Origin of the sequence: Promicromonospora sukumoe (genome assembly GCF_014137995.1) — a bacterium.
GTDB classification, from domain to species: domain Bacteria; phylum Actinomycetota; class Actinomycetes; order Actinomycetales; family Cellulomonadaceae; genus Promicromonospora; species Promicromonospora sukumoe.
In genome coordinates this window covers 3,822,695-3,844,323 of the sequence record NZ_JACGWV010000001.1, presented here as the reverse complement: position 1 = coordinate 3,844,323, position 21,629 = coordinate 3,822,695, and the positions used below count along the sequence as shown (strand labels likewise).

The window sequence follows — 21,629 nt, the reverse complement described above, 5'->3', positions numbered from 1 at the left end:
GGCGGGGGTCCGCATTCGCAGGAGCCCGTGGCAGGATGCGTGCATGACCTCAGCACGCCGCCCCGCGGACCGTCGGGGACGGCTGCCCGCGCGCGCCGACGTCGTCGTGGTGGGCGGGGGTGCGCTCGGTGCGTCGGTCGCGTTCCACCTCGCCGAGGACGGCGTCGACGTGCTGCTCCTGGAGGCCGACGAGCTGGCCTCGGGCAGCTCGGGCAAGCCCATCGGGGGAGTGCGGGCACAGTTCTCCGACCCCGCGAACGTCGACCTCGGCGACCGCAGCCTCGACCTGTACGAGGACTTCGCGAACCGCCCGGGCGCGGACATCGGCCTGCAGCAGCCGGGTTACCTCTTCCTCCTGCCGGACGCCGACGACGTCGCGCTGTTCGAGGAGTCCGTCGCGATGCAGAACGAGCGCGGTGTCGCCAGCCGCATGCTCGGCCACGACGAGGTGCGCCGCCTGAACCCGTACGTCGACGCCGGCCGTTACGCCGGGGCCGCCTACGCCGCGCGCGACGGGTTCGCCTACCCGGGGGCCGTCGTGGAGGGCTACGCGGCCGGTGCCGAGCGGCACGGCGCCACCGTCCGCACCCACGTGACCGTGCAGGACGTCGAGACCCGGGGCGACGACGTCGTCGCCGTCTGGACCAGCCAGGGCCGGGTACGGACCGGCGCCGTCGTGCTGTGCACCGGGGCCTGGACCCGGGACCTGGCCACGAAGGCGGGCCTCGACCTGCCCGTGGACCCCTACCGGCGGCAGATCGGGTTCACGCCGCGGCTGGACCCCGCTCCGCAGCGTGTCCCGTTCACGATCGACTACGGCACCACGTTCTACTTCCACAACGCGGAGCCCGGCGGCCTGCTGCTCGGCATCGCGGACCCGGAGACGCCCGTCGCGTTCGAGCGCACCTACGACCCGGCCTGGCTGCCGCTGCTGCGCGGCGCGATCGGCGGCTGCGCGCCCGGGCTGACCGACGTGCCCGTCGCCCGCGGCTGGGCGGGCCTCTACGAGATGACGCCCGACCACAACGCCCTGATCGGCGAGGCCACCGGCGTGCCCGGCCGCGTGCTGTACGCCACCGGCTTCTCGGGCCACGGGTTCCTCCAGGCCCCCGCCGTCGGCGAGGTGGTGCGCAACCTGTACGCCGGCCGCACCCCGGCGATCGACGTGTCCGGCTTCAGCGCGGACCGGTTCGCGGCGGACAGCAAACCCACCACACGCCCGGGGCGACGAGGCCCCGAGGCGAACATCATCTGAAGGCAAGGAGAGAGACCGATGTCGGCACCGACGTTCCTCGAGCCCTGGCAGCTGAGGGCCGCGTTCGCGCGCAGCCTCTCGGACATGTACGGCAAGGAGGTACCCGCCTACACCACGCTGCTCGACGTGTCGCACGAGGTCAACGCCGACTTCGTGGCCCAGCACGGGGCCGACGCCGAACGGCTGGGCTCCGTCTCGCGTGTCACCGCGGAGCGGCACGGCGCCATCCGGGTCGGCACGCCCACCGAGATGGCGCAGGTCGCCCGGGTCTTCGGCGCGATGGGCATGCGGCCGGTCGGGTTCTACGACCTGCGGGACGCCTCCTCCAGCTCCGTGCCCGTGATCTCGACGGCGTTCCGTCCCGTCGAGCGCGAGGAGCTGGCCCGCAACCCCTTCCGGGTCTTCACCTCCATGCTCGTCACCGCCGACCGCCGGTTCTTCACGGCCGACCTGGAGCAGCGCCTGGAGACCTTCCTCGGCGCCCGCACGCTGTTCGGCCCGGAGCTGCTCGCGCTCGCCGACCGCGCCGAGGCCGAGGGCGGTCTCCCCGAGGAACAGGCGACCGAGTTCCTGCGGCTCGCGACCGAGGCGTTCGAGCTGTCCCGCGAGCCCGTGGACCAGGCCTGGTACCGCGAGCTGGAGGCGGTCAGCGCCGTCGCCGCGGACATCGGCGGCATCGCCTCCACGCACATCAACCACCTCACGCCGCGCGTGCTGGACATCGACGACCTGTACGCGCGCATGGAGGCCCGCGGCATCACGATGATCGACGCGATCCAGGGCCCGCCCCGCTGGGAGGGCCCGGACGTGCTGCTGCGCCAGACGTCGTTCCGCGCGCTCGCCGAGCCCCGCACCTTCCGCACCGCCGACGGCGAGATCGTCAGCGACGCCCTGCGCGTCCGCTTCGGCGAGGTCGAGGCCCGCGGCATCGCGCTGACCCGCGCCGGCCGAGCCGCCTACGACGCCGCCGTCGTCGAGATCGACGAGGCCGCCGCGGCCGCCCGCGCCGGCGACCCCGGCTTCACCGAGGCGCACCGCCAGCACATCGCGCGCGCCGTCTGGCAGAAGACCTTCCCGACGACCGAGGCGGCGCTCGCCGACCAGGAGCTCGGCTGGTTCACCTACGAGGTGGTCTCGACGGGCTCGACCCCCGAGGTGCGGCGCGAGCCCGTGGTCTACGAGGACTTCCTGCCGCGCTCGGCGGCCGGGATCTTCCAGTCCAACCTCACGTCCGACGGCGCCAAGGACGCCAGCCAGGAGGGCACCGACCGGGACGCCGACTGGATGGCGGGCGCCCTCGGCCGCGACCTGAACGACCCCTTCGACCTGTACGCCGACCAGGTGGACAGGTCGCTCGCCGCCGCCGCCGAGACCCTCGGCGTCGACCCGGCCACCCTCACCACCACCCACCGCACAACGGGAGCACCGCGATGACCAGCACCACCACCGACAGCCCGCTGACGACCGAGCTGCGCGACACCGCGCTGGCCGCCCTGGAGCGGCTGGGTGTCGAGCGGTCGCTGGTCGAGCTTGTCGAGACCACCGACCAGGCCTCGACAAGCTCGACCAGCGATCGCCTGCCCGTCGTGTCGCCCCTGTCCGGGCAGCCGCTGCTGGAGCTGCGCCGCGACGGCGCGGCTGAGGCCGCCACCGCCGTCGGCGAGGCCGCCGACGCGTTCACCACCTGGCGCTCCGTGCCCGCCCCGGTGCGCGGGCAGGTCGTCAAGCGCCTGGGCGAGCTGCTCACCGAGCACAAGGCCGACCTCGCGGAGCTCGTCACCATCGAGGCGGGCAAGATCACCAGCGAGGCCCTGGGCGAGGTCCAGGAGATGATCGACATCTGCGACTTCGCCGTCGGGCTGTCGCGGCAGGTGGGCGGGCGCACCATGCCGTCCGAGCGCCCGGGGCACCGCCTCATGGAGACGTGGCACCCGATGGGCGTCGTCGGCGTGATCAGCGCGTTCAACTTCCCGGTGGCCGTCTGGTCCTGGAACACGGCCGTCGCGCTGGTCTGCGGCGACACGGTGGTGTGGAAGCCGAGCGAGAAGACCCTGCTGTCCGCCGTCGGCGCCGCCGCGCTGCTCGACCGGGCGCTGGCCGAGGCCGGCTTCCCGGCCGGCGTCTCGCAGCTCCTGCTCGGCGACCGCGAGGCGGGGGAGGCCCTCGTGGCGGACCCGCGCGTCGCCCTCGTCTCGGCGACCGGCTCGGAGCGGATGGGCCAGCAGGTCGCGCCCGTCGTCGCGGCGCGCGGCGGCCGGTACCTCCTGGAGCTCGGCGGCAACAACGCTGCGATCGTCGCGCCGTCGGCCGACCTCGACCTCGCGGTGCGCGGCGCCGTGTTCTCGGCGGCCGGCACGGCCGGGCAGCGCTGCACCTCGCTGCGCCGCCTGATCGTGCACGAGTCGATCGTGGACGACGTCGTGGGGCGGCTCGCCAAGGTCTACACCTCGCTGCCCGTGGGTGACCCGCGCACCGACGGCACGCTGGTGGGCCCCCTGGTCGACGCCGCCGCGCGCGACCGCATGCTGGCCGCGATCGACGAGGCCGTCACCGCGGGCGGCGAGCTCGTCGTGGGCGGCACGGCCGTGGCGGTGCCCGGCGCCGACGACGCCGCGTACGTGCACCCCGCGATCGTGCGCATGCCGGAGCAGGCCGACGTCGTCAAGCGGGAGACGTTCGCGCCGATCCTGTACGTGCTGACGTACTCGGAGCTGTCCGAGGCGATCGCCGTGCACAACGACGTGCCGCAGGGCCTGTCGTCGTCGATCTTCACGCTCGACGTGCGCGAGGCCGAGACGTTCCTGTCCGAGGTCGGCTCGGACTGCGGCATCGTGAACGTCAACATCGGCACCTCCGGCGCGGAGATCGGCGGCGCGTTCGGCGGCGAGAAGTCGACCGGCGGCGGCCGCGAGTCCGGGTCGGACGCCTGGAAGCAGTACATGCGCCGGGCGACCAACACCGTGAACTACTCCACGGAGCTGCCGCTGGCGCAGGGCGTCAACTTCGGCTGACCGGAGACCTTCGGCCGACCGGAGAGCTCCGGCCGACCGGAGGACGACCGCGGCCCGGCACCACCGAGGGGTGGTGCCGGGCCGCGTTCTGCTCAGCGGGTGCTCAGGAGGCGGCCTGCACCGCCATGAGGGAGCCCGTCTCGGTGGTCGGGTCGGTGCTCGGGGCGTACTTCGTCACCGAGGCGATGGAGACGCCGAGGCGTGCCGCGACCTCCTCGATGCTGAGGTTCTGCGCCCAGCGCAGCACGCGGATCTCGCTGATCTGCGCCGTGGTGAGCGGCGCGGCGGGCTCGTCGACGGCGGGCGTCTCCCAGTCCTTGGCGGCGGGCTGCTCGGCCGGTGCGGACGCCCGCGCCGGCTCGGGCCGCGCGGACGCGTACTTGGCCTCCAGGCGGACCCGCTCGGCGACGAGGCGCTCGGCCGCGGCCTCCGTGGTCTCGCGGGCGACGGGCTCGGCGGCGGCCGGCGCGGGGGTGACCGGCTCGGCGCGCGCGGGCTCGGGGGCGACCGGCTCGTACACCGGCTCGTCGACCTGCTCGGCGGCGGCCGGGGCCACGTTCGAGGTGATCTGCCTCGGGGCGTCGTCCGCGGCGTCGAGCAGCAGGGCCTCGGGCAGCACCGGCTCCGGCAGGAGCGCCTGCTGCGGTGCCTGCTGCCGTGCCTGCTCCTGCTGCTGCGCGTGCCGCGAGGGCATCCACTCGCCGGCCAGCGCCGCGGCCTCCTGGACCACGTCGCGGATCGTGCGCTCCGACTCCAGGTGCGGGCGCGTCACCTCGGCGGTGACGCCCGCGGGCACGTGGCGGTGGACCCGTCCCACCGCGGCGTTCACGTCGGCGATGCGGGCCGAGCGCTCGTCGTCGGGGGCGATCTGCGCCAGGCGCACGGCGTCGAGCATGTCGAGCACGGCCGTCTGGCGGTCGTTGGCGATCTCGGCCTGCCGGTCGAGGTTGCGCGCGCTGGAGGCCGACTGGAAGAACAGGTGCACCGCGACCGCGGCGAGGACGGGGGCGACGGCGCGCGAGACGGCGAAGATGCCCTCGCCGAGGATCCAGCCGTGCCAGGCGGCGAGCGCGCCGGAGAGGATGCCGACGACGATCGCGCCGCCGAGCCAGCGCCCGTGGCCGGAGACCGGCATGCCCATCTCGAGCGCGCGGTCGGCGCGGCGGCGGCCCTCCCAGGCGAGGCCGATCACCAGCGCCTCGTAGGCGACGCCGAGCGCGTAGCCGAGCTCGGGCCCCTCGTAGTCGGCGATGGTGTGCGACATGCCGATGTAGGCCCAGGCCGAGAGCCCGAAGGCGCCCAGGGCGAATCCCGGGTTCCTACGGGTGTCGGCGATGACCGCAGGAACGCGACGGGGGCGTTTCTCCGATGCCATGGTGGGTGTATCCCTTTCCGTCAGAACAAGTGGGTGGGGCTGAGGCGGCCGGGGCTCGTGGTCGGATCCCGTGCCGTCGTCACCGTGCAGTGCCGATCTTCGTCTACTTTGCGGTCTATGCGCTCTTCACGCCGAAGATCGACCTCAATCTTTTATCGAACGGCCGGCCCAGCGGCAGGATGAAACGGTAGATCTCGGTCTCGAAGTTATCCACAATGGCTGTGGATGACGGAGCACGATTGTCTTTCGTGCCGAATGCTATCCCTATGAGATCAACCTTCCGTTCCACCGGCCCCGGCCCCGCCGTCGGCCCGCTCGACCGGCTGACGCTGGTCGAGCGCCTCGCCCTCGCGACCCGTCTGGTGCACCGCCTCGTGGGGCACGTGCTGCGGGCGGAGAACGCCGACGCCGTCGAGCGGCAGGTCGCGTACGTCCGGTCGGACGTGCTGCTGTCCGGAGCGTTCCTGCCGATGGACGACGTCGACCCCGAGCAGTACGACGAGGTGACCCGGGACTGCGCGACCGACATGCTGGTGCACGCGGGGCCGCGCGAGACGGGTGGGTCGCTGGTCCGCCGGCTTCTCGGGGAGGCGCCGGCGGGCGAGGACGACGGTACCGAACCCGCCGGCCTCCTGCTCGACGACGCCGAGCGCGCTGTCCTTCAGGGCTGGCGCGGCGGCGGGGTGCTCGGCTACTTCATCGTCACCGACCTGGTCGACGAGCACGCCGTGCTGCACAACCTGGAGGACGACCTGGACTACCGGGTCTTCACGGGGCGGTCCGACATCCGCGCGGTCGCGCTCGTCCCGGGGCTGCCCCTGTCCGGCCGGGTGCTGCCCGTCGGGGAGGCCTGGATCTTCGCGGCCACCCCGGCGGTCTTCACGCCGGACATGATCGGGGGCATCGTGCACGGCGTCGTCGGCCTGCTGGCGTCCACGCCGTGCCCGGCCTACCGCAACCCGCGCACGCTCGCCCGCGCCCGCGAGCTCGTCGCCGACCACCACCGGGCCTTCCGCGACCTGTTCGGGGACGTCGTGGTGGAGGGCACGGCGTCGCACGTCATGGACTGCTGCCTACGGTTCAAGGACCGGATCGGGGCCCCGGCGGAGGAGTTCGCGCTGCTGGGCGCGCTCCGCGACGAGCGCTGGTTGCCCGACGACGCCGCCGACCCCGACGACGCGCCGTTCGCCCTGCTGCACCACCCGGTCAAGGGTCTGCGGCTGCTCGACTGGTACGCGCAGCTCCGGGACGTGCACACGGCCCCGCTCCAGGACTGGAAGCCGCGGCGGCTCGCGCAGGTGCTGGCCGACCCGGACGCGCCGTCGTGGGTGCTGGCCCTGCTCGCCGAGCGCCACCCGGACCACCTGGACGCGCTGTACGCGGCGGCGTCGGGCCGGCCCGGGTTCTCCTGGGCGCGCGACGGCGCGGACCTGCTGCGGGACCGCGAGCCGGCGTCGGGCCGGGACGAGCCGGGGATCGTCATGGCGTCGTCGATCATGGGGCGCGTCGCGCCGCCGGGGTACGAGATGACGGATGTCATGCCCACCTCGTGACACCCGGCAGCGGTCCTCGGCCCGCTCCCGCAGCAGGGTGAAGGCATGACATCGACACGAGCCCCAGCAGTAGCGGTGACCGGACTCGTCAAGGAGTTCCCCGGCCCCGGCGGCCCGGTCCGCGCCGTCGACGGCCTCGACCTCGTGGTCCGCCCCGGCGAGGTGGTGGCCTTCCTCGGCCCGAACGGCGCCGGCAAGACCACCACCCTCGACCTCGTGCTCGGCCTGACCACGCCGACCGCCGGCACCGTCCACGTGTTCGGCAGGACGCCCGCCCGGGCCGTCGCGGACGGGCAGGTGGCCGCGGCCCTGCAGGACGGTGGCCTGCTGCGCGACATCACCGTGCGCGAGACCGTCGAGGTGACGGCGGCCCTGTTCGGCCGCACCACCGACGTCGGCCCCGAGCTGGAGCGCGCCGGGATCGCGGAGATCGCCGGCCGGCGGGTCGGCAGGTGCTCCGGCGGGCAGCGGCAGCGGCTGCGGTTCGCCATGGCCCTGGTCTCCGACCCCGACCTCCTCCTGCTCGACGAGCCCACCACCGGCATGGACGTGCGCGGGCGCCGCGACTTCTGGACCGCGATCCGCGACGACGCCGCCGGCGGCCGCACCGTCGTCTTCGCGACGCACTACCTCCAGGAGGCCGAGGCCTACGCCGACCGCATCGTCCTGGTCAGCCACGGCCGCGTGGTCGCCGACGGCAGCCTCGCCGAGGTGCGGGCGCAGGCCGGGTCCCACGACCTGGAGGACGTCTTCCTCGCCCTCACCGCGGACGACGGCGCGACCGCCGGCCCGCCCTCGACGAACAAGGGAGCCCACCGATGACCTCCACCCCTGAGCACCGCGCGGCGACCCACCCGACGACGCCTGCCGCGACCCGCACACAGGCCCGCGGCGTCGCGATCCGCGCCTACCTGCGGCTCGAGCTGCGCCGCACCCTGCGCGACCGGCGCACCCTGCTGTTCTCCCTGGTCGTCCCGCCCGCCTTCTACCTCGCGATCGGGGCCACCGCCCAGAACCGGAGCACGTCCATCGGCCCCGACACCAACCTCGCGGCCTCCCTGCTCGTCTCGCTCGCGCTGTACGGGGCGCTCCTGACCGCGACGTCCGGCGGGGCCGGCGTCGCCGTGGAGCGCGCCCAGGGCTGGACCCGGCAGCTCCGGCTCACGCCCCTGGAGCCGTGGGCCTACGTGCTGGTCAAGGTGCTCGCCTCGATGACGGTCGGCGCCGCCTCCGTGGCCCTGACCTTTGCCGCGGGCCTGCTCGGCGGCGCGCGGATGCCCGCGACCGCCTGGGTCCTGTGCGCACTCATCGCCTGGTGCGGCTCGCTCGTCTTCGCCGCGTTCGGCCTGTTCCTCGGGTACGTGCTGCCCTCGGAGACCGTGGTCCGGATGCTCGGCCCCGTCCTGACGGTGCTCGCCTTCGCCGGTGGCCTGTTCCTCCCGTTCGGCGACGGCACGGTGATGGCCGCCGTCTCGCAGGTGATGCCCACCTACGGCCTCGCCGAGCTCGCCCGGGCACCGCTCGGCGGCGGCTCCGTCGAGGTCGTCGCGGTGGTCAATGTCGTAGCCTGGACGGCGATCTTCTTCGCCGGCGCGGTCTGGCGGTTCCGTGCCGACACGGCCCGGGTGTGAGGATGACCAGGTGACGACGCCACAGGGACCCACCGACAGGCCGTCCGGGACCGCGGCGGCACGCCGCTGGTACGGACCGCTGCTCACCGTGGTCTGGGTCGCCGTCCTCGCCGTCCCGATCCGCGAGGCCGCGACGGCCGCCTCCGTCCCGCTCCGCGTGGTGGGGGTGGCCGCCGTCGTGGCGTTCGCCGCGGTCTTCGCCCGGGCCTTCCTGGGGTACTGGGCGGGCCGGACGCCCACCCGGCGCACGGCCGCCCTGCTCGTCGGGGGCGCACTCGCCTGCGCCGCCCTGATCGCGGCCGCCGCCGGGCAGGACGGGCTGCTCGCCGTCGTGCTCCTCGCCGCCCTGGTGACCCTGCTCGCGCCGACGCCGGCCGCCGCGGCCGGGGTCGGCGCGCTCGTACTCGTGCTCCTGGTGGCGCCCCGCGTGGTGCCCGGCTGGCAGCCCGAGGACGGGCTCGCCCTGACCGCGCTGCTCGTCGGCGTGGCGATGTACGGCTTCCGCCGCTCCCGCGAACGCAACCGCGCCCTGCGCCAGGCCCAGGAGGAGGTCGCCGCGCTCGCCGTCGCCCAGGAACGCGACCGGATCTCCCGCGACATGCACGACATCCTCGGCCACTCCCTGACCGTGGTCTCCGTCAAGGGCGAGCTCGCCGCCCGCCTGCTGCGCAGCGGCCGCGAGGACGGCGACCCCGCACCCACGCCCGCGGCCGCCCGGGCCGAGGCGGAGCTCACCGAGATCCGCGCCCTCGCCCGGTCGGCGCTCGCGGACATGCGGGGCATGGTGTCGGGCGAGCGGCAGGTCACGCTCGCGGGCGAGCTCGCCGCCGCCCGCTTGGCCTTCGACACGGCCGGGATCACGGCCGACCTGCCCGGCGCGGTGGACGAGGTGCCCGAGGCGTACCGCGACGTGTTCGGCTGGGCGCTGCGCGAGGGCACCACCAACGTGCTGCGGCACTCCGCCGCGCGCCGGGTCGTCGTCCGCCTGACCCCGGACGCCCTCGTGGTCGACGACGACGGGCGCGGCGTCGTCCCGGACGGGGCCGCCGCGCCCGGCGGAGGGAACGGGCTGCGCGGGCTGGCCGACCGGGCCGGGGCCGCCGGCCTGGTGGTGCGGACGGGTCCGAGCCCGCTGGGCGGCCTGCGGCTCGCGGTGCGCGTGCCCGACGACGAGGCGAGCCCTGACAAGACCGTGACAGAGCGAGAGGACACCGCATGATCCGGCTGCTGCTGGCCGACGACCAGGCGCTCGTGCGCGGCGCGCTCGCCGCGCTGCTGGACCTGGAACCGGACCTCGAGGTCGTGTCCGAGGTGGGGCGGGGCGACGAGGTCGTGGCCGCCGCGCGGGAGACCCGGGCCGACGTCGCGCTGCTCGACGTCGAGATGCCCGGGCTCGACGGCATCGCCACCGCCGCCGCGCTCGCCGCGGACGTACCCGGCTGCCGGTCGCTGATCGTCACCACGTTCGGCCGGCCCGGCTACCTCCGGCGCGCGCTGGACGCGGGGGCCGGCGGCTTCGTGGTCAAGGACACACCCTCCGGGCAGCTCGCCGACGCCGTGCGCCGCGTGCACTCGGGGCTGCGTGTCGTGGACCCCGACCTGGCGGTCGCGTCGCTCATGGTCGGCGACAGCCCGCTGACCGACCAGGAGGCCCGTGTCCTGGTGCTCGCCGAGGACGGCGGCACCGTCGCGCAGGTCGCGGGGGAGGCCCACCTGTCGGAGGGCACGGTGCGCAACTACCTGTCCTCCGCCATGGGCAAGACCGGCGCGCGGACGCGGGCCGAGGCGGTGCGGATCGCCCGCGAGCACGGCTGGCTGTGAGGCTCGGCGGGCCGGGCCGGGCAGGTCACCCGGCGGGCCGCGCCGGGCAGGTCAGCCGCCCGGGGTCCAGTCGGCCGGCATGGTGAACGTGGTGCGGAACTCGTCCGACCGGTAGCCCGCCCGCTCCGCCTCGACCGTCACGGTGATCCGGTTGCCCTTGTGGCTCCCGCGGATCCACGTGCGCGGACCCGGCGGTTCCGCCTCCGACCCGATGGCCACGCCGCCGTCGATGTCGACGTAGGTCCACGTGTAGGTGACGTTCGGGTCCTGCTCGACCTCGCAGTGGGCGAACCAGCCGGCGTGCACCGTGCCCGCGCTCAGGCGTACCTCGCAGCTCGGCTGCGGCACGGACGGCTGCGGCACCGTGCCGGTCGCGTCGGACAGCACCGTCGCCTTCGCGTACCCCGAGCGGGTCCCGGTGAGCCGGACCTGGACCGGCTTGCCGACGTCGTCCAGCGAGACGGTGTAGCTGCACGACCCGAGGTTGTCCCGCTCCTCGCCGCCGATGCTCCACAGGCACGCGGTGGTGTCCGGCTGCGGCGTCCAGCCACTCGCCTTCGCCGTGATCTTCTGGCCGACCTGCACCTGCGCCGGGATCACCACGGCACCCGGCTGGAACGCGGCCGGCGCCGCGTCCTGCCCGCCGTCCGTGGTACCGGCGGGCGTGGCGGACGCGGAGGGCTCGGGGGAGGGCGACGGCTTCTTCTTCGGCTTCGTCGCGCTCGGGCTGGGGCTGGGTTCGCCGGACGGCGGGCCCGACGTCGACGGCCCCGGCTGGGGTGCGCCGACGGCAGAGGGCCCGTCGTCCTGCCCCAGGAAGTGCGCGACGGCCGCCGCGCCACCCCCGCCGGCCAGGACCAGGCCGACGGCGACGAGGCCGGTCAGGACCCGGCGGCGGGTCCGGCTCACCGGACGCGGGTCGTCGGCCTGGGCCGGCCCGTCCGGGGTCTCGGTGTCACCCGGCGACGACTCCGCGCCCAGCACGGTGTCCGCGCCGGACAGCCCGGCGCCGGTGAGGCCCGTGACCACGGGCTCGACGTACGGCAGCTCGGCGGACGGTGCCGCGGGCGGCTGTTCGGACGGCGTCGGCTCGGCGGTTGCTGGTTCGACGGGCGGCTCGGCCGCCGACGCGAGCAGCGCCGCCGTCGTCGGTCGCTCGCCGGGGTCCTTGGCCAGGCACGCCGCGACCAGACCGCGCAGGCCCGGCGCCAGGGCGCCGAGGTCCGGCTGCTCGTGCACGATCCGGTAGGTGACGGACGCGAGGCTGCCCGTCCCGAACGGCGGGGTCCCGGTCGCCGCGAGGTGGGCGACGGCGCCGACCGACCACACGTCCGAGGCCGGCGTGACGGACTCCCCGCGCGCCTGCTCCGGCGACATGAACTGGGGCGTGCCCGGCTGCACCCCCGTGCCGGTCAGCGACGTCGCGTCGGCGTCGGCCACGACGCCCAGGTCGATCAGCACCGGGCCGTCGGGGCCGAGCAGCACGTTAGTGGGCTTCACGTCGCGGTGCACGAGGCCCTCGCGGTGGATCGTGCCGAGGGCCTCGGCGAGGCCGGTCACGAGCTCGCGGACGGCGTCCTCGGGCAGGCTCCCCAGCTCGGCGACGGCCTGCGCCAGCGTGGGCCCGGGCACGTGCTCGGTGGCGAGCCAGGGCCGGGGCGCGTCGACGTCGAAGTCGACGACGGCCGCCGTGCGGCGGCTGCGTACCCGCGTCGCGGCCGACACCTCACGCCGGAACCGGGTGCGGAACTCGCTCTCGCCGGTGCGCTCCGGGTGGATGACCTTGATCGCCAGCAGGCGACCGCTCCGGGTCGCCCCGAGGTACACGACGCCCATGCCGCCCCGGCCGATCCGGCCGCGGATCTCGTAGCCGCCGATCTCCGCCGGGTCGTCGGCGGTGGCCGGGACGGGCTCGGGTACTCGGACACGTCGGACCACGGCGGACAGCACGGATGGAGCGTAGCGGACCGGCCCGACTTCACCCGCCCGAGTTGTCGGACATCAGCCGCCGCTGACGCTCAGCTCCGCCTCGCGCAGCTTCGCCTCGAACTCCTCCGACAGGTCGCGGGAGTCCAGCCAGCCGTACGGCAGGTGCGGCGTCTTCGGGGAGCCGGCGCGGCCGCGCGGGCCCTCGGCGTCCTCGCCGGGGTAGGGGGCGTCCAGGTCCAGGGCGTCGAGCCGCTCGCGCAGCTCGGCGAGGGTGTCGACCAGCGCGAGCTCGTGCCGCTTCTCGCCGCCCACGGCGTAGCCCTTGAGGTACCAGGCCATGTGCTTGCGCAGGTCGCGCATGCCCTTGCCCTCGTCGCCGTCGAAGTACTCGACCATGAGCAGGCCGTGCCGGTAGATCGTGTCGGCCACCTCGCGCAGGCCGGGCCGCACCCGCAGGTCCGAGCCGTTGAACGCGGCGGCCAGGTCGGCGAACAGCCAGGGGCGGCCCTGGCAGCCCCGGCCCACGACGACGCCGTCGGCCCCGGTCTCCTCGACCATGCGCACCGCGTCCTCGGCGGCCCAGATGTCGCCGTTGCCGAGCACGGGGATGGTCCGCACCGCCTCCTTGAGGCGCGCGATGGCCTCCCACTCGGCCTGGCCGGAGTAGTGCTGCGCGGCGGTGCGGGCGTGCAGGGCGACGGCGGCGACGCCGAGCGACTCCGCGATGCGGCCGGCCTCCAGGAAGGTCAGGTGGTCGTCGTCGATGCCCTTGCGCATCTTCACCGTGACGGGCACGCCGTGCGGCTCGGCGGCCTCGACCGCGGCCTTGACGATGTCGGTGAAGAGCTGGCGCTTCCACGGCAGCGCCGCGCCGCCGCCCTTGCGGGTCACCTTGGGCACCGGGCAGCCGAAGTTGAGGTCGACGTGGTCGGCCCGGTCCTCGGCGGCGATCAGCTTCACGGCGGCGCCCACGGTGGCCGGGTCCACGCCGTACACCTGCGCGGAGCGCGGCGTCTCGTCCTCGCCGAACGTGACGATCCGCAGGGCCTCGGTGTTGCGCTCCACGAGCGCGCGGCTCGTGACCATCTCCGCGACGTACAGGCCCGGGTCGAAGCCGCCCGACCGCCCCGCCTCGCGGCACAGGGTGCGGAAGGCGCGGTTGGTCACGCCGGCCATCGGCGCGAGCACGACCGGCGTGCCCACCGTGATGGGCCCGATCTGCAGGGGCGGGAGGAGCGAAGTCACGGGTCCATTCTGGCGCACACCGGCGGGGACCCGCTGCGACGCGGGCCACACGCCGGGGGCCGGGCCGGGACCGGGTCTGGCATCTTTTGCCGACTTCTGACGTACATGTATCTAATTGCACTGCCGGAGCATCGGCGGGACGCGGCGCTGCGGAGACGTGCAACCGGACTACCGGACCGTGCTCGGCCGCATGGGGGTCTCACGATGGCGCAGCAGTCGGAGAGCAGCACACAGGGGCGCACGGCCAAGATCAGCGTGGCCACCCTCACCGCCATGGTCGTGGGCTCCATGGTCGGCGCCGGGGTCTTCTCCCTGCCCAGCCGGTTCGCCGGCCAGACCGGGGTGCTCGGCGCACTGATCTCCTGGACCATCGCCGGCACCGGCATGCTCATGCTGGCCTTCGTCTTCCAGCGGCTGGCGATCCGCAAGCCCGACCTCGACTCCGGCGTGTACGCCTACGCGAAGGCCGGGTTCGGCGAGTACCTCGGCTTCTTCTCGGCCTTCGGGTACTGGGCGAGCGCGTGCGTCGGCAACGTCACCTACTGGATCCTCATCATGTCCACGCTGGGCGCGCTCCTGCCCGTGCTGGGCGAGGGTGACACCTTCGTCGCGTTCCTCGCGTCCTCGGCCTGCGTGTGGTTGTTCTACCTGCTCGTGCGCCGCGGCGTGAAGGAGGCGACGACGATCAACCGCATCGTCACCGTCGCCAAGCTGGTGCCGATCGTGATGTTCGTGCTCATCGCGGTCTTCCTGCTGGACCCGCAGGTGCTCGCGGACAACTTCGAGGGCTACGGCGTCACCGGCCCGCTGTTCGACCAGGTCCGCGGCACCATGCTCGCCACGGTGTTCGTGTTCCTCGGCGTCGAGGGCGCGAGCGTCTACTCGCGGCACGCCCGACGCCGGGAGGACGTCGGCCGGGCCACCGTCCTGGGCTTCCTCATGGTGCTCGCCATCTTCGCGTCCGTCACGATCGTGTCCTACGGCATCCTGCCGATGGAGGAGCTCGCCGACCTGCGCCAGCCGTCCATGGCGGGTGTGCTGGAGGCGGCGGTCGGCGGCTGGGGCGCCGTGTTCGTGAGCGTCGGCCTCATCGTGTCCGTGCTCGGCGCCTACCTCGCGTGGACCCTGATGTCGTCCGAGGTGCTGTTCGTCGCCGCCAAGGACCGGGACATGCCGCGGTTCCTCGCGACGTCGGACGCGAACGACGTGCCCCGCGCCGCCCTGCTGCTGACGACCGCCCTGATCCAGGTGGTCCTGTTCGTCACCCTGCTGTCCGACGACGCGTTCACGTTCGCGCTCGACCTGACCAGCGCGCTGTCGCTGATCCCGTTCCTGCTCGCCGCCGGGTACGCGCTCAAGCTGGCCCTGGGCCGCGGCGGCCCGGCAGCCGGCAACCGCACCACCGGCGACCTGGTGATCGCGGCGCTCGCCGTCCTCTACACGGCGTTCCTGCTGTTCGCGGCCGGGCTGACGTTCGTGCTGCTGTCGTTCGTGATCTACGCCCCCGCGACGATCCTCTTCGCGATGACCCGCCGGGAGCAGGGCAGGCGCGTGTTCAGCGGGCGGGAGCTGGTGATCTTCGTCGTGTCGGTGATCGGCGCGGTGATCGGCGTCGTCGCCCTGGCCACGGGCGCGATCTCCATCTGAACGCGACCTCCGTCCGAGACGCGATCTCCGTCTGAAAGGGACCCCCATGACGATCCAGAGCGACGACGCGACGCGACCCTCGGCGGCCTACGGGGTGCACTCGGAGGTGGGGCGGCTGCGCAAGGTGCTGGTCTGCCGGCCCGGGCTCGCCCACCGCCGGCTCACGCCCACCACCTCGGACGACCTGCTGTTCGACGACGTGCTGTGGGTGGACCGGGCGATCGAGCACCACGCCGGGTTCGTCGCGGACCTGCGCTCGCGCGACGTCGACGTCGTCGAGCTCCACGACGTGCTCGCCGCGACGCTGCGCGTGACCGGGGCCCGTGACTGGCTGCTGGACCGCAAGATCGTGCCCGGCATCGTGGGCACGGGCATGATCGACGCGACCCGCGAGTTCCTGGAGGGGCTGGCTCCCGAGCAGCTCGCCGAGTACCTGATCGGCGGCCTCGCCACGCAGGACGTGCCCGACCTCCCGGCCGCCTACCGGTCGCTCGCCGAGTACGCGCTCGACGCCCGCGAGTACCTGATGGCGCCCGTGCCCAACACCCTGTTCACGCGGGACACGACCTGCTGGCTCTACGGCGGCGTCACGCTCAACCCGCTGTACTGGCCGGCCCGGCACGACGAGACGCTGCTGATGAAGGCCGTCTACGAGTTCCACCCGGACTTCGTGGGCTCGACGGTCTGGTGGGGAGACCCGGAGACCGACCACCAGCGCGCGACGCTGGAGGGCGGCGACGTCATGCCCGTGGGCAACGGCACGGTGCTGGTGGGCATGAGCGAGCGCACCTCGCGGCAGGCGATCACGCAGGTCGCCGCGGCCTTGTTCGCGGGCGGCGCGGCGCAGCAGGTGGTCGTCGCGGGCATGCCGAAGCTGCGCTCCGCGATGCACCTCGACACCGTCATGACGTTCGCCGACGTCGACACCGTGACCGTCTACCCGCGCATCGTGGAGGCGGTCCACGCGTTCGTGCTGCGCCCGGGGCGCGACGGCGAGGTCGCCGTGACGGACGAGGGCAGCACCCCGTTCCTCGACGTCGTCGGGCGCGAGACCGGGCTCGGCGAGCTGCGCGTGATCGAGACCGGCGGCGACGTCTACGAGTCCGAGCGCCAGCAGTGGGACAGCGGCAACAACGCCGTCGCGGTGGAGCCCGGCGTCGTGTACACCTATGACCGCAACACCACGACCAACGACCTGCTGCGCAAGGCCGGCGTCGAGGTGATCGAGATCAACGGCGCCGAGCTCGGGCGCGGCCGCGGCGGCGGGCACTGCATGACCTGCCCGATCATCCGCGAGCCCGCTTTCTGACCGGTTGGCTCGAACGGCCTCCCGGGTTCGCCCGGACCCTCGTGACCAGGCAGGATGTGGCCGGGCGGCATGTGGCCGGGCACGATACGGCCGGACCTGGTCTTTGACCATGGGGAGTTCAATCGTGGACGGGCCCCGTGCCTGGATATACGGTTCGGCTGCTGTATGCCGAGGTTGTTGACGGGTGCCGAAGAGGGAGTTGCGCATGGCCGGGCGGATTCTGGAGCTTGACGCGAAACAGTGGGCTGCCGTGACGGCCGAGGCGCGGGACGGCGGCGGGACCACCGCCGTGGGCACGGCCCTCGCCGAGCACCTCGGCGCGCCCGTGCGCGCGACCCTCGTCTCCACCTCCGGTTCGAGCGGCACCGTGACCCGGCTGACGATGGTCGGCGACAAGGTGCTCCTGGTCATCCAGGTGATCGCCGAGCGCGACGGCGAGACGTTCCTCGCGCCCGGCGCCGAGCTGCGGTTCGCCACGGTCGACGACCTGTGGCCCGCGCTGACCGCCGCGCTGCCGCCGTTCGAGGCGCTGCGGGCCCCGGCGTCGGCGGCCCGCGTGGCGCCGCAGGGGCAGCCGCAGACGGACGGCCCGGTGCTGGACCGCGCGGAGCTGGTGCGGCTGCTCGACGACGAGCAGGCGAACCTCCAGGTCAGCGTGGAGGCGTGGGGCACGTCCGCCGCGCCCCAGGTGGTCTGGCCCCGGCTCTGGTCCGTCGTCGACGGCAAGCTGCTGGACGTGCGGACCGACGACGGCGCGCTGGCGCCCGTCGAGCGGCCGGCCGGTTCGGTCGCCGCCGAGCTGCAGTGGGCCCTGGCCGGCGCCGTGGACGCCACCACGCCGTCGCCCGGCACTGACGGCACCACCGGCACCGAGGGTGAGGCCGGTCGGTGAGCGACACCATGCAGGGGCAGGACCCGGAGCAGGTACGGGCCCTCGCCCAGATGCTGGAGGACGGCGCGTCGCAGCTCGAGACCGTCAAGCAGATCACGTCCGTGGCGGTCTGGGGCTTCGACGGCGCGGGCCCCAACGTCGAGCAGATGCGCGGCGAGTGGGAGTCGCAGCACGCGCCCATGCTCGGCACCGTGGCCGAGTCGCTGACCACCTACGCGCAGCGGGCCAGGGCCAACGCCGACGCGCAGGACCAGACGTCGAGCACCTATGACGGCGCCGGCTTCCCCGGGGTCTCCACGCAGGGCTCCTCGAACAGCGGCGGGGACGACGACGGCGGCGTGCTCGACTGGCTGGGCGACCGGGCCGGCGACCTCTGGGACGCCGGCGGCGACGCCGTCGACTGGGTGGGCGACAAGGCCGGGGACGCCGCGGGCTGGCTCGGCGACCGCGCGACCGACCTCTGGAACGCGGGCGGCGACGCCGTCGGCTGGATCGGCGACAAGGGCTCCGACGCCCTCGGCTGGCTGGGCGACCGCGGCTCCGACGCGCTGGGCTGGCTCGGCGACCGCGCGAGCGCGATCGGCGGCGCGTTCGAGAACGTGGGCGACGCCGGACTGCAGCTCTGGGACGCGACGGGCGGAGCCATCCTGGACGGGGAGTGGCCGCGTACCACGGAGGTGATCGCGTCCCAGATCCGGCTCGCGGGCGCCGTGGTCGGTCTGGGCATCACGGCCGGCTCGTCCGGCATGCTCGACCCCAAGATCTTCGACGACGGCGACCCGTACGCCGACGCCCCGCGGCCGATCACGCAGGACGCCAAGGGACCGAACGGCGAACCGCCGCTGAGGGTGCCGTCGGACCTCGAGAACCTCACGCAGGGTGTGACCGACTCCTACGGCGCAGGGGACGGGAACGTCCGCGTCACCACGATCGACGGCCCGAACGGTCCCCGGGTGATCGTGAGCGTGCCCGGCACGGAGAGCTGGAACCCCTCGGCGGGCGACAACCCGATGGACCTCACCGGCAACCTCGTGACCGCGGGCGGCAGCCGGTCGACCATGAGCGCGGCGGTCGAGCTGGCGATGCAGAACGCCGACATCCCGCCCGGTGCGGAGGTCATGCTGGTCGGGCACTCGCAGGGCGGCATGACGGTGGCGGACCTGGCCTCCGACTCCGGCTTCGTCTCGCAGTACAACGTGACGAACGCCGTGACCTTCGGGTCGCCGATCGACAGCGCCCACATCGACCCCTCCGTGAGCGTCCTGGAGATGCAGCACCGGAGCGACGTCGTCCCCCGGCTGGACCTGGGGGACGCGCGGTTCAACCCGTTCTCGCCCAACCCGGTCCTGCCCGGCGGGCACAACGAGAGCGCCAACCACACGACCGTCACGATGGACAACCCGGGGTCCTGGTACGACGCCGGGGGCAACCACTCGCACGAGGCATACTCGGAAAGCATCAAGGGCAGCAGCGACCCGGGCCTGGCCGCGTACGAGCAGCAGCTCCGGGAGAGCGGATTCCTCACGAACGACCCGTCCAGCGTCACCGGACAGGACATCCACGTGGGCCGGAACAACTGACAGCAGGGGACGACGTGCGTACTTTTTGGACATTCCTGACGTCGACCGGTCTCGTGACCCTGGTCGTCCTGACTCTCGCGGCCTGCGGCACCGGTTCCGCACGCAAGTGCGAGGAGGCGCTGACCGCGGCCGCGACGTCCGTGCAGAACGTGGTCGGGGCCGAGTTCACCTGCAAGCGGTCCTTCGGCAACCCGAGCCAGAAGGGCTCGGTCACGATCGCGGGCAGCACGGAGACGGAGGTGTCCGCGGTCATGGAGGACGTGCTGCGGGCCTTCGCCGCTTCCCCCGACCTGGACGACGCCTCGGTGGTCTACGTGGACTTCGCCAACGAGGACGGGTCGATCTCGGTCATCGAACAGCTGGTCGGGTTCAACGGGACGCCGTCGATCGGCGACATCCGCGAGCACTACGGCATCACGCCGGGCTGACCCACCGCTGAACGAGCGAAACGCCGGTCGAGCGAAAACGCTGGTCGAGCTTGTCGAGACCCCGGGGTCTCGACAAGCTCGACCAGCGTTTTCGCTCGACCAGCGTTGTGCTGACCAGGTGGGTCAGCCGCGCAGCCAGACCGTCGTGTCCGACGGCAGCTCGCCCGAGGTGGCGTCGACCTCGCCCGAGGCGACCAGCACCTGCGACCCGGCGGGCAGCGGGAACACCGAGTCGCTCAGGTTGGCGACCACGACGACGTCCGCGATCCGGAAGGCGACGACGTCCGGGTGGTCGGCCAGGGAGTCGACCCAGGCCAGCGCGCCCGCGCCGAGGTTCTCGGCCCGGCGCAGCCCGAGCGCGGCGCGGTACATCTCGTAGGTCGAGCCCTTGACGCCGTACTGCTTGTCGGCGGCCAGCTCGGCGTAGACGTCCGGCTGCGGCAGCCAGGTCTTGCCCGTGGGGCCGAACCCGTTGCCCGGTGCGCCGCCGACCCACGGCAGCGGCACGCGGCAGCCGTCGCGGCCCGGCTCGGCGCCGTCCGTGCGGAAGAACGACGGGTCCTGGCGCACGTCGTCGGGCAGGGCGGTGTGGTCGGGCAGGCCGAGCTCCTCGCCCTGGTACATGTACGCGGAGCCGGGCAGGCCGAGCATGAGCAGGCTAGCGGCGCGGGCCCGGCGCAGGCCGAGCGCGGCGTCGGGCTGCGGGTCGTTCGCGCCGATGCCGTTGAGCTGGCGCCCGCCGATCTCCTCCAGGCCGAAGCGCGACGCGTGCCGCACGACGTCGTGGTTGGACAGCACCCAGGTGGTGGGCGCGCCCACGGCCTGCATGGTGCTCAGCGAGGCGTTGACCACGGTGCGCACGGTCGCGGCGTCCCACGGCGCGGTGAGGAACGAGAAGTTGAAGGCCTGGTGCATCTCGTCGGGGCGCACGTACCGGGCCAGCCGGCTCAGCGGCTCCACCCAGGCCTCGGCCACGAGGCAGCGGTCGCCGTCGTACTCGGCGAGCACCTTGTGCCAGGCGCGGTAGATGTCGTGCACGCCGTCCTGGTCGAACATCGGGCCGCGGTTGCCCGCGCCCGTGGAGCCGTCCTCGGGGGCGCCGGGGTCGGCCTCGGTGGCCTCCTCAACGGTGCCCTCGACCATCGCGACCTGGCCGTCCCAGTCGGGCAGGCCGGCGGCCTTGATCATGCCGTGCGCGACGTCGACGCGGAACCCGTCCACGCCCCGGTCGAGCCAGAACCGCAGCACGTCCTCGAACTCGGTGCGCACCTCGGGGTTGTCCCAGTTCAGGTCCGGCTGCGTGGAGTCGAACAGGTGCAGGTACCACTGCGGGCCCAGGGGACCGTCGTCCTCGCGAGGCGCGAGGCGCGTCCAGGCCGGGCCGCCGAAGATCGACTGCCAGTTGTTCGGCACCTCGTCGCCGGCCGGGCCGCGGCCGTCGCGGAACATGTACCGCTCGCGCTCGGCCGAGCCGGGGGCGGCGGCCAGCGCCTCCTGGAACCAGACGTGCTGGTCGGAGGAGTGGTTGGGCACCAGGTCGACGATGACCTTGAGGCCGCGCTCGTGGGCGCCGGCGAGCATCTCGTCGAAGTCGGCGAGCGTGCCGAACAGCGGGTCGATGTCGCGGTAGTCGGCCACGTCGTAGCCGGCGTCCTTCTGGGGCGAGCGGTAGAACGGGCTCAGCCACACGGCGTCGACGCCGAGCTGGGCCAGGTGGTCGAGCTTGGAGGTGACGCCCGGCAGGTCGCCGGTCCCGTCGCCGTCACCGTCCGCGAACGAGCGCGGGTAGACCTGGTAGATCACCGCGTCACGCCACCACTCGCCGTTGCCGGCGACGGTGTGGACGGGTGCTCCGGCGGTGAGGTCGGAGGTGGTGATCGGGGCAGTGCTTGTCACGTGTCGCGTCCTCGGGGGTCGGGAGAAAGGGGCTGTAACGCTTGCTGCAAGCGTACG

17 protein-coding genes are annotated in these 21,629 nt (G+C 73.7%); 13 read left to right on the top strand and 4 right to left on the bottom strand.

Features of this window, described 5'->3' with window-relative positions; translation table 11 throughout:
• Positions 1-43 precede the first annotated feature (43 nt).
• The 3 genes from FHX71_RS17050 to amaB are packed head-to-tail and all read left to right on the top strand — an operon-like array spanning position 44 to position 4,266.
• Complete coding sequence (locus FHX71_RS17050) at positions 44-1,255, top strand: NAD(P)/FAD-dependent oxidoreductase (protein WP_182618323.1); 1,212 nt, start codon at positions 44-46, stop codon at positions 1,253-1,255.
• Between the two features lie 18 nt (positions 1,256-1,273).
• Positions 1,274-2,689, top strand: a complete 1,416-nt coding sequence (gene hglS / locus FHX71_RS17045; RefSeq protein ID WP_182618320.1) for a 2-oxoadipate dioxygenase/decarboxylase — start codon at positions 1,274-1,276, stop codon at positions 2,687-2,689.
• The gene (gene amaB / locus FHX71_RS17040) at positions 2,686-4,266 is read left to right on the top strand and encodes an L-piperidine-6-carboxylate dehydrogenase (RefSeq protein ID WP_182618318.1); all 1,581 of its coding nucleotides are present in this window, start codon (positions 2,686-2,688) and stop codon (positions 4,264-4,266) included. The genes hglS and amaB overlap by 4 nt, the downstream gene beginning before the upstream one ends.
• A 103-nt stretch (positions 4,267-4,369) precedes the next feature.
• On the opposite strand, the gene FHX71_RS17035 is transcribed toward amaB, so the two are convergent.
• Positions 4,370-5,641 carry a helix-turn-helix domain-containing protein gene (locus tag FHX71_RS17035; RefSeq protein WP_182618317.1) on the bottom strand — a complete coding sequence of 424 codons (1,272 nt, stop codon included), beginning with the start codon at positions 5,639-5,641 and terminating at the stop codon, positions 4,370-4,372.
• A gap of 266 nt (positions 5,642-5,907) precedes the next feature.
• On the opposite strand from FHX71_RS17035, the gene FHX71_RS17030 reads away from it, so the two are divergent.
• Genes FHX71_RS17030 through FHX71_RS17010 form a run of 5 tightly spaced genes read left to right on the top strand, consistent with a single transcriptional unit; the run spans position 5,908 to position 10,646 of the window.
• Positions 5,908-7,194, top strand: coding sequence for a hypothetical protein (locus tag FHX71_RS17030; RefSeq protein WP_182618316.1), 1,287 nt, complete (start codon positions 5,908-5,910; stop codon positions 7,192-7,194).
• A 45-nt stretch (positions 7,195-7,239) separates the two neighbouring features.
• The gene (locus FHX71_RS17025) at positions 7,240-8,016 is read left to right on the top strand and encodes an ABC transporter ATP-binding protein (RefSeq protein WP_182618315.1); all 777 of its coding nucleotides are present in this window, start codon (positions 7,240-7,242) and stop codon (positions 8,014-8,016) included.
• The gene (locus FHX71_RS17020; protein WP_182618314.1) at positions 8,013-8,825 is read left to right on the top strand and encodes an ABC transporter permease; all 813 of its coding nucleotides are present in this window, start codon (positions 8,013-8,015) and stop codon (positions 8,823-8,825) included. The genes FHX71_RS17025 and FHX71_RS17020 overlap by 4 nt, the downstream gene beginning before the upstream one ends.
• A gap of 10 nt (positions 8,826-8,835) precedes the next feature.
• Positions 8,836-10,044: a sensor histidine kinase gene (locus tag FHX71_RS30110; RefSeq protein ID WP_182618313.1), complete on the top strand. Its 1,209-nt coding sequence runs from the start codon at positions 8,836-8,838 to the stop codon at positions 10,042-10,044.
• Positions 10,041-10,646, top strand: a complete 606-nt coding sequence (locus FHX71_RS17010; protein WP_182618312.1) for a response regulator transcription factor — start codon at positions 10,041-10,043, stop codon at positions 10,644-10,646. Before FHX71_RS30110 ends, FHX71_RS17010 begins: the two co-directional genes overlap by 4 nt.
• Positions 10,647-10,697: 51 nt before the next feature.
• Here FHX71_RS17010 and FHX71_RS17005 read toward each other — a convergent pair whose 3' ends face one another.
• A complete protein-coding gene (locus FHX71_RS17005; protein ID WP_182618311.1) occupies positions 10,698-12,596 on the bottom strand; it encodes a serine/threonine-protein kinase in 1,899 nt (632 codons plus the stop codon).
• Positions 12,597-12,647: 51 nt separating this feature from the next.
• Positions 12,648-13,820 carry a tRNA dihydrouridine synthase DusB gene (dusB, locus tag FHX71_RS17000; RefSeq protein WP_312877076.1) on the bottom strand — a complete coding sequence of 391 codons (1,173 nt, stop codon included), beginning with the start codon at positions 13,818-13,820 and terminating at the stop codon, positions 12,648-12,650.
• A 204-nt stretch (positions 13,821-14,024) separates the two neighbouring features.
• Between dusB and FHX71_RS16995 the strand changes: the two genes are divergently transcribed.
• From FHX71_RS16995 to FHX71_RS16975, 5 genes are all read left to right on the top strand, one after another.
• Positions 14,025-15,467 carry a basic amino acid/polyamine antiporter gene (locus FHX71_RS16995; RefSeq protein ID WP_182618309.1) on the top strand — a complete coding sequence of 481 codons (1,443 nt, stop codon included), beginning with the start codon at positions 14,025-14,027 and terminating at the stop codon, positions 15,465-15,467.
• Positions 15,468-15,513: 46 nt separating this feature from the next.
• Positions 15,514-16,776, top strand: coding sequence for an arginine deiminase (locus tag FHX71_RS16990; protein WP_182618308.1), 1,263 nt, complete (start codon positions 15,514-15,516; stop codon positions 16,774-16,776).
• 205 nt (positions 16,777-16,981) lie between these two features.
• The gene (locus tag FHX71_RS16985; protein ID WP_182618307.1) at positions 16,982-17,668 is read left to right on the top strand and encodes a hypothetical protein; all 687 of its coding nucleotides are present in this window, start codon (positions 16,982-16,984) and stop codon (positions 17,666-17,668) included.
• Positions 17,665-19,248, top strand: a complete 1,584-nt coding sequence (locus tag FHX71_RS16980) for an alpha/beta hydrolase family protein (protein WP_182618306.1) — start codon at positions 17,665-17,667, stop codon at positions 19,246-19,248. The genes FHX71_RS16985 and FHX71_RS16980 overlap by 4 nt, the downstream gene beginning before the upstream one ends.
• A 14-nt stretch (positions 19,249-19,262) precedes the next feature.
• A complete protein-coding gene (locus tag FHX71_RS16975) occupies positions 19,263-19,676 on the top strand; it encodes a hypothetical protein (protein WP_182618305.1) in 414 nt (137 codons plus the stop codon).
• A gap of 123 nt (positions 19,677-19,799) precedes the next feature.
• On the opposite strand, the gene FHX71_RS16970 is transcribed toward FHX71_RS16975, so the two are convergent.
• Positions 19,800-21,572: a glycoside hydrolase family 13 protein gene (locus FHX71_RS16970; RefSeq protein ID WP_182618304.1), complete on the bottom strand. Its 1,773-nt coding sequence runs from the start codon at positions 21,570-21,572 to the stop codon at positions 19,800-19,802.
• Positions 21,573-21,629: the final 57 nt, after the last annotated feature.

Bases quoted from the DNA above. Each gene is read 5' to 3' on its own strand.
- FHX71_RS17050 (WP_182618323.1), top strand. From the start codon at position 44: ATGACCTCAGCACGCCGCCCCGCGGACCGTCGGGGACGGCTGCCCGCG.
- hglS (WP_182618320.1), top strand. From the start codon at position 1,274: ATGTCGGCACCGACGTTCCTCGAGCCCTGGCAGCTGAGGGCCGCGTTC.
- amaB (WP_182618318.1), top strand. From the start codon at position 2,686: ATGACCAGCACCACCACCGACAGCCCGCTGACGACCGAGCTGCGCGAC.
- FHX71_RS17035 (WP_182618317.1), bottom strand. From the start codon at position 5,641: ATGGCATCGGAGAAACGCCCCCGTCGCGTTCCTGCGGTCATCGCCGAC.
- FHX71_RS17030 (WP_182618316.1), top strand. From the start codon at position 5,908: ATGAGATCAACCTTCCGTTCCACCGGCCCCGGCCCCGCCGTCGGCCCG.
- FHX71_RS17025 (WP_182618315.1), top strand. From the start codon at position 7,240: ATGACATCGACACGAGCCCCAGCAGTAGCGGTGACCGGACTCGTCAAG.
- FHX71_RS17020 (WP_182618314.1), top strand. From the start codon at position 8,013: ATGACCTCCACCCCTGAGCACCGCGCGGCGACCCACCCGACGACGCCT.
- FHX71_RS17010 (WP_182618312.1), top strand. From the start codon at position 10,041: ATGATCCGGCTGCTGCTGGCCGACGACCAGGCGCTCGTGCGCGGCGCG.
- FHX71_RS16995 (WP_182618309.1), top strand. From the start codon at position 14,025: ATGGCGCAGCAGTCGGAGAGCAGCACACAGGGGCGCACGGCCAAGATC.
- FHX71_RS16990 (WP_182618308.1), top strand. From the start codon at position 15,514: ATGACGATCCAGAGCGACGACGCGACGCGACCCTCGGCGGCCTACGGG.
- FHX71_RS16985 (WP_182618307.1), top strand. From the start codon at position 16,982: ATGGCCGGGCGGATTCTGGAGCTTGACGCGAAACAGTGGGCTGCCGTG.